Source organism: Vulcanococcus sp. DEBay_Sum22DG08_74, assembly GCF_017852955.1.
In the GTDB taxonomy this organism is placed as follows: domain Bacteria; phylum Cyanobacteriota; class Cyanobacteriia; order PCC-6307; family Cyanobiaceae; genus Vulcanococcus.
In genome coordinates, this window is the sequence record NZ_JAFMKL010000067.1 from 1 (window position 1) to 9,386 (window position 9,386).

Annotated in this window: 8 protein-coding genes; 3 read left to right on the plus strand and 5 right to left on the minus strand. The window is 66.3% G+C overall.

The window, feature by feature from the left end; all coding sequences use genetic code 11:
• Positions 1 to 53: 53 nt before the first annotated feature.
• From QZ184_RS08040 to rseP, 3 genes are all read right to left on the minus strand, one after another.
• Positions 54 to 2,186: a polyribonucleotide nucleotidyltransferase gene (locus tag QZ184_RS08040; protein ID WP_296416601.1), complete on the minus strand. Its 2,133-nt coding sequence runs from the start codon at positions 2,184 to 2,186 to the stop codon at positions 54 to 56.
• A gap of 159 nt (positions 2,187 to 2,345) precedes the next feature.
• Entirely contained in the window at positions 2,346 to 2,648 is a 303-nt protein-coding gene (gene rpsN, locus QZ184_RS08045) for a 30S ribosomal protein S14 (protein WP_010312910.1), read from the minus strand.
• 41 nt (positions 2,649 to 2,689) lie between these two features.
• On the minus strand, positions 2,690 to 3,778 hold the full coding sequence (gene rseP / locus QZ184_RS08050) for an RIP metalloprotease RseP (RefSeq protein ID WP_296418971.1): 1,089 nt from the start codon (positions 3,776 to 3,778) through the stop codon (positions 2,690 to 2,692).
• 86 nt (positions 3,779 to 3,864) lie between these two features.
• Between rseP and mqo the strand changes: the two genes are divergently transcribed.
• Complete coding sequence (gene mqo / locus QZ184_RS08055; protein WP_296418973.1) at positions 3,865 to 5,304, plus strand: malate dehydrogenase (quinone); 1,440 nt, start codon at positions 3,865 to 3,867, stop codon at positions 5,302 to 5,304.
• On the opposite strand, the gene serS is transcribed toward mqo, so the two are convergent.
• Together serS and QZ184_RS08065 are read right to left on the minus strand one after the other, a co-directional pair.
• Positions 5,301 to 6,581: a serine--tRNA ligase gene (gene serS, locus QZ184_RS08060; RefSeq protein WP_296416603.1), complete on the minus strand. Its 1,281-nt coding sequence runs from the start codon at positions 6,579 to 6,581 to the stop codon at positions 5,301 to 5,303. The two genes, mqo and serS, sit on opposite strands and share 4 nt — an antisense overlap.
• Before the next feature lie 43 nt (positions 6,582 to 6,624).
• Positions 6,625 to 6,903 carry a NifU family protein gene (locus QZ184_RS08065; RefSeq protein WP_010312903.1) on the minus strand — a complete coding sequence of 93 codons (279 nt, stop codon included), beginning with the start codon at positions 6,901 to 6,903 and terminating at the stop codon, positions 6,625 to 6,627.
• A gap of 87 nt (positions 6,904 to 6,990) precedes the next feature.
• Here QZ184_RS08065 and lepA point away from each other — a divergent pair, with 87 nt between their 5' ends.
• Positions 6,991 to 8,799 carry a translation elongation factor 4 gene (gene lepA / locus QZ184_RS08070; RefSeq protein ID WP_296416604.1) on the plus strand — a complete coding sequence of 603 codons (1,809 nt, stop codon included), beginning with the start codon at positions 6,991 to 6,993 and terminating at the stop codon, positions 8,797 to 8,799.
• A complete protein-coding gene (locus tag QZ184_RS08075; protein ID WP_296418975.1) occupies positions 8,799 to 9,383 on the plus strand; it encodes an alpha/beta hydrolase in 585 nt (194 codons plus the stop codon). The genes lepA and QZ184_RS08075 overlap by 1 nt, the downstream gene beginning before the upstream one ends.
• Positions 9,384 to 9,386 lie beyond the last annotated feature (3 nt).

The following is a 9,386-nucleotide window of genomic DNA, read 5'->3' on the forward strand; positions in this document are numbered from 1 at the left end:
GGGCTTCGCGGTTTAGGCCATAAAAAAAGCCCCCTTGCGGGGGCTTCGTTCGATCAGGCCTGGGCGGGCTCGTCCTGCTGGGGAACCCCGCGCAGGGTGAGGTTGATCCGGCCGCGGTTGTCGATCTCGCGGACGCGGACGGTGACGTGGTCACCCACCTTCACCACGTCTTCCACCTTCTCCACGCGGGCTTCGCTGAGTTGGGAGATGTGGATCATGCCTTCCTTGCCAGGAAGGATCTCGACGAAGGCGCCGATCGGGATGACCCGGGTGACGGCACCGCTGAAGACCTCGCCTTCAGAGACGCGACGGGTGAGGCCCTCGATGATGCGCTGCGCTTCCTCAGCGGCTGCACCGTCGTGGCTGGCGATCGTGACGATGCCGCCGTCCTCGATGTCGATCTTGGTGTTGGTGCGCTCGGTGATGCCCTTGATCGTGCGGCCGCCGGGGCCGATCACGGTGCCGATCAGCTCGGGGTCGATCCGGAAGCTGAGCAGGCGAGGGGCGTGGGGGCTCAGGACATCGCGGGGCTTGTCGATCGCCGCAAGCATCTTCTCGAGGATGTGCAGACGGGCCGGACGGGCCTGGTTGATCGCCTCAGCCACGGTCTTCACTTCGAGACCGGTGATCTTCATGTCCATCTGCAGGGCGGTGATGCCCTTCTCGGTGCCGGCCACCTTGAAGTCCATGTCGCCGAGGAAGTCCTCGATGCCTTGGATATCGGTGAGGATCCGGACCTCAGAGCCCTCCTTGATCAGGCCCATGGCGGCACCGCTCACGGGGGCCTTCAGGGGCACGCCGGCATCCATCAGGGCCAGGGTGCTGCCGCAGACCGAACCCATGGAGGTGGAGCCGTTGGAGCTCAGGCATTCCGACACCACGCGAAGCACGTAGGGGAAGCTCTCCTTGCTGGGGAGGACGGGGATCAGGGCCCGCTCCGCCAGGGCGCCGTGGCCGATCTCGCGGCGGCCGGGGCTGCGCATCGGGCGGGTCTCGCCGACGGAGTAGGGGGGGAAGTTGTAGTGGTGGAGGTAGGTCTTCTCGTTGGACGGGTTCAGGTCGTCCATCTCCTGGGCGTCGCTCGGGGTGCCGAGGGTGGCGCAGGAGAGCACCTGGGTCATGCCGCGCTGGAACAGACCGGAGCCGTGCACGCGCTTGGGCAGCACACCGGCGGCGGCGCTGATCGGACGCACCTCATCGAGGTTGCGGCCGTCGACGCGCTTGCCGTCATTGACGATCTGGGCGCGCATCAGCTTCTTGGTGAGCGCCTTGTAGTTGTTGCCCAGGGCCTTGCCGTTGCTGCTGACGGCCACCTTCACGGCGTCGTCGTCCTTGAGGCCGCTGATCTTCTCGGCCGCCTGGGCCTTGATCGCATCGAGCTGTTCGTCGCGCTCGGCCTTGGTCAGGCTGAACTGCTTGAGGACATCGCCGATGCCCTTGCTGCATTCCTTCTCCAGGAAGGTGGGCAGGGTGGCGTCGACGGTCTGGGCCTCGGGGATGACCTGCTCGATGCCGAGCTCCTTGAGCAGGGTCTGCTGGACCTTGATCAGTTCGCAGACGGCCTCGTAGCCGAAGTCGATCGCTTCGATCACGTCCTGCTCGGGCAGCTGGTTAGCGCCCGCCTCGACCATGATCACGCCCTGGGGGGTGCCGGCGACCACCAGATCCAGCTCAGAGCGCTCGATCTCGCGGTAGCTGGGGTTCAGGATGAAGTCATCGCCCAGCAGGCCGACCCGCACAGCCGCCATCGGACCGTTGAAGGGGATCTTGGCCAGCAGGGTGGCCAGGGAGGCGCCGGTCACCGCCAGGACATCGGGCGGAACCCGCTCATCCAGGGACATGCAGGTGGCGACGACCTGCAGGTCATCCCGCAGCCAGCTGGGGAACAGCGGGCGCATCGGGCGGTCAATGAGACGCGCGATCAGGGTGGCGCGCTCGGGGGGACGGCTCTCGCGGCGCATGAAGCTGCCGGGGATACGACCAGCGGCGTAGAGACGCTCCTCGTAATCGCAAATCAGCGGCAGAAAATCGATGCCCTCACGGCCGCCGGAGCGGGTGGCAGTGACGAGAACAGAGGTATCTCCGCATTCGACCATGACGGAACCCCCGGCCTGCGGGGCGAACCGACCTGTGGTCAGTCGGATCTCCCGACCATCGAAGGAGACCGACTGAGTGTGACCTTGCACGTGGGCTTATGTCTTGTTTGTTGTCAAGAGCAATTCTTGCATCTGAGCCCAAAGGCTTGCGAAAAACAGGCGCAATCTCTTTCGGAATGCCACAACGCAGGCAAGCAACAAAAAAGGCGCCTTTCGGCGCCCTGACGGTCGATCAAGCGATCGAGAGACTCACCAGGAGGACTTGACCACGCCGGGCAGTTCGCCTTTGTGGGCGCGCTCACGCAGCTGGTTGCGGCACAGGCCGAAGTCGCGGTACACACCACGGGGCTTGCCGGTGGCCCAGCAGCGGTTGCGCAGACGCACGCGAGCGCTGTTGCGGGGCAGGTTCTGGATCTTGCGGTGGATCTCCAGGCGCTCCATCGGATCGCCAGCGGCTTCGAAGGCGGCCATCAGAGCTGCGCGCTTGGCGGCGTAGCGATCAACAAGCTTTTGGCGCTTGACGTCGCGCGCAATCATCGACTTCTTCGCCATGCGGCCTGGATCTCGTAAGCAGTGACCAGAAAGCCTACCTCTTAGCGTCCCAGCAGCTGTTGGACCGCCGCCAGCTGGCTGGTGTCCTTGACGATCAGCACCACGCTGAGGCCCACCAGCAGGACAAAGCCCGACTGCATGAAGGCCATCTGGAACTTCTCGGGCAGGGGCTTGCGGCGCAGACCCTCCAGCAGCAGCAGGACGAACTGCCCGCCATCGAGCATCGGCAGCGGCAGGGCATTGAGCACCGCCAGGTTGATCGAGATCAAGGCGGTGTAGAGGAAGAGGCTGCTGCCGCCCTGTTTGGCCAGGGAGGCGCCCATCTCGACGATCTTCACCGGACCCGAGACCTGCCCGGCGGTCTCGCCGAAGTGGGTCACGAGGGTGACAAAGCCATCCACCGTCCGCTTGGTGAGCAGGGCGACATCGTGGTTGGCCTGCTGGATGACCTCGATCGGGCTGCGGGGGCGGCGGAAGGCCTCGGTGCCGCTGGGTTGCAGTTGGGCGCCGATGCGGCCGATGCCGCTCAAATCAGCGGGGGTCAGCTGCAGTTCCAGGGCTTGGCCCTGGCGCTCGGCCTGCAGGCGCAGGGTTTGATCGGGGGCGCCCTTCACCAGCTCGACCAATTGGCTGACGGCGCTCTGGCCGCCGCCCAGGTCGCGGCCGTCCACCGCCAGGATCCGATCGCCGGCCTTCAGGCCCGAGGCGGCAGCGGCCTGGCCCTGCTGCACGCCCGAGACCAGCACGCCGGGGGTGGCGCTGAAGCCAGCGGGGATGCCCACGAAGGCCCCCTGGGCCATCAGCACCGCCCAGGCCAAGAGCAGGTTGGCGATCACGCCAGCGGCGATCACCAGGGCCCGCTGGGGCAGGGGGCGGTTGGTCAGCAGATCGGGGTCATCCGAGGGGATGCTGCTGTCTTCGTCGTCATCGGGGAAGGAGACAAAGCCCCCCAGCGGAATCGCCCGCAGGGCGAACTGCACCCCCCGGCGCTGCTTCTGCAGCAGCACCGGGCCAAAGCCGATGGAGAAGCCGCTGACGCGGATCCCCTGCCAGGTGGCGGCAAAGAAGTGCCCCGCCTCATGCACCACGATCAGGCCGGCCAGGATCGCCAGAGCCGTCAGGACGCCCATCTCTGCAGATCCAAAGTCCGTCCATTGTGGGGGGAAGGCACGGCCATAGCGTTGGTTGTTAGTGCGCCCCGCCCGACTCCGGCTCCATGAGTGAACGCTGTGATGCCCTCCTGGTGGGCGCTGGAATCATGGGCGCCACCCTGGCGAACCTGCTTCGGCAGCTCGATCCCAGCCTGAAGGTGGTGGTGCTGGAGCGGCTCCCGCAGCTGGGGCGCGAGAGCAGCGGGCCGATGAACAACGCCGGCACCGGCCACGCCGCCAACTGCGAGCTCAACTACACCCCAGAGGCCGCCGACGGCTCGGTCCCCACCGGCAAGGCTCTAGCGATCAACGCCTCCTTTGAACGCAGCCTGGAGTTCTGGAGTTCCCTGGTGGAGGGCCAGCAGCTCAGCGATCCCGCGGGGTTCATTCGCGCCGTGCCCCACCTGAGCTTTGTCTGGGGGCAGGCCAATGTCGATTACCTGCGCCGCCGATTTGAGGCCCTGCAGGGCTCGCCCCAGTTCGCCGACATGGCCTGGAGCAGCGACCCCGAGCAATTAAGGGAATGGATGCCCTTGGTGATGGCCGGCCGCCGCCTGGATCAACCCCTGGCCGCCACCCGGGTGACCCGCGGCACGGATGTGAACTTCGGCTCCCTGACCCGGGCGCTGCTGAAGGGTGTGGACCTGCGCCTGGGGCAGCAGGTGCTGGGGCTCGAGCGGGGCGGGGCCGGTTGGCGCGTGCAGACCAGCGCAGGCGAGCTGGAGGCACCGTTTGTCTTTTTGGGGGCCGGGGGCGGCAGCCTGCCGCTGCTGCAGCGCTCCGGGATTCCTGAGGCCCGGGTCTATGGCGCTTTCCCGGTCAGCGGCCAGTGGCTGGTCTGCCGCAACCCGGCGGTGATTGAGGGCCACAACGCCAAGGTCTATGGCAAGGCCGCCGTGGGGGCTCCGCCGATGTCCGTCCCCCACCTGGACACCCGCTGGATCGATGGCAAGCGGGCGCTGCTCTTTGGTCCCTACGCCGGGTTCAGTACTCGCTTTTTGAGGCAGGGCTCCCTGATGGATCTGGGCCGCTCGATCAAGCCCTACAACCTGCTGCCGACCCTGCAGGTGGGGGCCAAGAACTTTGATTTGGTGCGCTACCTGGTGGGTCAGGTGATCCAGCGCCCGAAGCAGCGGATCGACAGCCTGCGGGACTTCCTGCCGCAGGTCAACGCCAACGACTGGGAGCTGGCGGTGGCCGGCCAGCGGGTGCAGATCATCAAGCAGGTGAATGGCCGCGGCAGCCTGCAGATGGGCACCGAGGTGGTGAGCAGCGCCGATGGCTCCCTGGCGGCCCTGTTGGGCGCTTCCCCCGGGGCCTCGACGGCGGTGGACACGATGCTGGAGGTGCTGCAGCGCTGCATGGGCGAGCGCTTCGCCAGTGAGGCCTGGCAGCAGAAGCTCAAGGCCCTGATCCCCTCCTGGGGTGAGGAGCTGGGGGCCAGCGCCGAGCGCCTGGCCCAGATCCGTGAGCGCAGCAATGGGCTGCTGGGCCTGAGCGCCTAGGCCGCGGGAATGGTGTCCGAGCCGAAGTAGGGCACCAGGGCGGCGGGGAGCTTGATCGAACCGTCGATCTGCTGACCGTTCTCCAGCAGGGCAGCCATGGTGCGGCCGACGGCCAGGCCACTGCCGTTGAGGGTGTGCAGCAGTTGGGTGGTCTTGCCCTCCTTGCAACGGATGGCGGAGCGGCGGGCCTGGAAGTCGCCGCAGACCGAGCAGCTGGAGATCTCGCGGTAGGCACCGGCCCCCGGCAGCCAGACCTCGAGGTCGTAGGTGCGGGTGGCGGAGAAGCCCATGTCGCCGGTGCAGAGCTCGATCTTGCGGTAGGGCAGCTCCAGGGCTTCGAGCACCGCCTCGGCATCCGCGGTGATCTGTTGGTGGGCGTCCGCGGAGTGCTCCGGGTGGCAGAACCAGTAGAGCTCCACCTTGTTGAACTGGTGCAGGCGGATCAGGCCGCGGGTGTCCCGGCCATAGCTGCCGGCCTCGCGGCGGAAGCAGGGGGTGTAGGCGACGTACTTCAGCGGCAGCTGATCGGCGGGAATGACCTCGCCGCGGTGCAGGGAGGTGACGGGCACCTCGGCGGTGGGGGTCAGCCAGAGGTCGTCCTCGGCGCAGCGGAAGCTCTCCTCGGCGAACTTCGGCAGCTGGCCTGAGCCGGTGAGGCTGGCGCTGTTGACCAGGATCGGCGGCAGGACCTCGCGGTAGCCCTTGCCGCCGTGCAGGTCGAGCATGAAGTTGATCAGGGAGCGCTCGAGCCGGGCACCCAGACCCATCAGGGTCACAAAGCGGCTCTGGGCGATGCGCACGGAGCGCTCGGTCTCAAACAGCCCCAGGCGCTCGGCGATCTGCCAGTGCTCCTCGAGCCAGTCCTCCTTGGCCCGGGGGCTGCCCCAGGTCTTGATCTCGACGTTGTCGTTCTCGTCCTTTCCGTCAGGGGCCTCGGCCGAGGGCAGGTTGGGCAGGGTCAGCAGCTCCTCGCGCAGCTTGGCCTCGAGGGTCTTCTCTTCCTCCTCGAGGACCGCGACCTGTTGCTTGATCCGGTTGCCCTCATCGCGCAGGGCCTGCACCTCGGGGCTGCCCGGGGCGGCGCCGCCCTTGATCTTCAGGCCCACCTCCTTGCCGATGCGGTTGCCTTCGGCCTGGAGGTTGCTGCGTTTTTCTTCGAGATCGCGCTCCTGGCGCGCCATCAGCTGCAGGCCCGTGAGATCGAGCTTCATGCCGCGGCGTCCCAGCTGCTCGGTGATGAGCTCAGGGTTGTCGCGCAGCAGGCGCTGATCCAGCACGGGCCCAGGGTTCAGAGGTGGGCTTGAGCCTAGGGGCCGGGCCTCAGAGGACCTGAACGACTTCGCTGACTTCGGGGATGGCCTCGCGCAGCTTGCGCTCGATGCCCATCTTCAGGGTCATGGTGCTGCTGGGGCAGGAGCCGCAGGCGCCCTGCAGACGCACCTTGACGATCGGACCGTCGATTTCCACCACTTCCACGTTGCCGCCGTCGGCCATCAGATAAGGACGCAGCTCATCGAGGGTGCGCTCCACGTTCTCAATCGTGAGGGCGCGGGGATCGGCGTTTTCGGTGGCTGCTGCGGCTGGGGTTTCGGTGCTCATCGCGCTGAGACGGAGTTGCGCCGAGCTTAGGAACGCGGGACCGCTGCCTAGGATCAGGGCCGTCCGAGCCGGGACTTCCACCAGCGCATGACCGACGTCCCCGCTTCACGGATCCGCAATTTCTGCATCATTGCCCACATCGACCACGGCAAGTCGACCCTGGCCGATCGACTGCTGCAGGACACCGGCACGGTGGCTGTCCGGGACATGCAGGAGCAGTTCCTGGACAACATGGAACTGGAGCGCGAGCGCGGGATCACGATCAAGCTCCAGGCCGCGCGCATGGAGTACAAGGCGGCCGACGGCGAGACCTACATCCTCAACCTGATCGACACCCCCGGTCACGTTGACTTCTCCTATGAGGTGAGCCGCTCCCTGCAGGCCTGCGAGGGGGCGCTGCTGGTGGTGGACGCCAGCCAGGGCGTCGAGGCGCAGACCCTGGCCAACGTCTATCTGGCCCTGGAGAACGACCTGGAGATCATCCCGGTCCTCAACAAGATCGACCTGCCCGGTGCCGACCCCGATCGGATCAGCGAAGAGATCGAGGCAATCATCGGCCTGGACTGCACCGGGGCGATCCCCTGCTCAGCCAAGAGTGGCCTGGGGGTTCCCGAGATCCTGCAGGCCGTGGTGGACCGCGTTCCGCCGCCGCCGGATCGGGTGAAGGAGCCCCTGCGGGCGCTGATCTTCGACTCCTATTACGACCCCTACCGCGGGGTGATCGTCTACTTCCGGGTGATCTCCGGCTCGATCAGCACCAAGGACAAGGTGCTGCTGATGGCCAGCAAGAAGACCTACGAACTCGATGAGGTGGGGGTGATGGCCCCCGACCAGCGCAAGGTCGACAGCCTGCAGGCCGGTGAGGTGGGTTACCTGGCGGCCTCGATCAAGGCCGTGGCCGATGCCCGCGTGGGCGACACGATCACCTTGGTGAACAACCCCGCCGAGGCGCCGCTGCCGGGTTACACCGAGGCCAAGCCGATGGTGTTCTGCGGCCTGTTCCCGACCGACGCTGACCAGTACCCGGACCTGCGCGAGGCCCTGGACAAGCTGCAGCTGAGTGATGCGGCCCTGAAGTACGAGCCCGAGACCAGCAGCGCGATGGGCTTTGGCTTCCGCTGCGGCTTCCTGGGTCTCCTGCACATGGAGATCGTCCAGGAGCGTCTGGAGCGCGAGTACAACCTCGATCTGATCGTCACCGCCCCATCGGTGATCTATCAGGTGAACATGCTCGATGGGCAGACCTTGATGGTCGACAACCCCGCGACGCTGCCGGATCCCCAGAAGCGCGAATCGATCGAAGAGCCCTACGTGAAGCTCGAGATCTACACGCCGAATACCTACAACGGCACCTTGATGGAGCTCTGCCAGGAGCGCCGCGGTGAGTTCATCGACATGAAGTTCATCACCACCGAGCGGGTGACCCTGCACTACGAGATGCCCCTGGCGGAGGTGGTGACGGACTTCTTCGATCAGATGAAGTCGCGCACCAAGGGCTACGCCTCGATGGAGTACTCCCTCATCGGCTACCGCAAGAACGATCTGGTGCGCCTGGATGTCCTGATCAATGCCGAGCGGGCCGACCCCCTGACGACGATCGTGCACCGGGACAAGGCCTACAACGTCGGCAAGGGCCTGGTGGAGAAGCTCAAGGAGTTGATCCCCCGCCAGCAGTTCAAAATCCCGATTCAGGCCTCCATCGGTAGCCGCGTGATTGCCTCCGAGAGCATCAGTGCGATGCGCAAGGACGTGCTCGCCAAGTGCTACGGCGGTGACATCTCCCGTAAGAAGAAACTGCTGCAGAAGCAGGCCAAGGGCAAAAAGCGGATGAAGGCGATGGGCAAGGTCGAGGTGCCCCAGGAGGCCTTCATGGCCGTGCTGAAGCTCAACCAGTGATGCGGCGCGTGTTGGCACTGGCGGCCCTGCTGGCTGCACCGGCGGCTCTGGCTCCAGCGATGGCGGCTCCTCAGGAGCCGTATCCCGCCCTACAGCTCACGACGGGAGCCGATGTCTGGAGCATTCCCTACGCGGCGCTCGAGCAGTTCATCAACGAGGGCACCTTCAGCGACCAACGGCTGATGCAGCTGGTGATCCACTCCGGCTGGCCGGAGAAGGATCTGCGGATGGCCCTGGCCAAGCCCTACAGCGTGGACTACCTGGCCCTTTCGCGCTTCCTCAATTCCAAGGCCGGCGAGGCCTTTTTGATCCAGCAGACCCAGGCCTACAAACCCCTGAAGGCCAGCGGCACGGTCGGGATCGAAGGCCTGCGCTACGCGATCCTCGAGAACGCCAAGTCCGGCACGATCTCGGCGATGGGGATCCTGAAGCAACTGCCGGTGCCGATGGCCTTCAACCTCAGCGGCCCGCCGATCGTGCGCTGCTCGTCGCTGCCCTGCGAGAAGCCGGAGCAGTGCCGCTCGGTGCTGAGCTGGTGGATCTTCCTGCCGGCCTGCCTCCAGGCCGCGGCGATGAACGGCTGAATC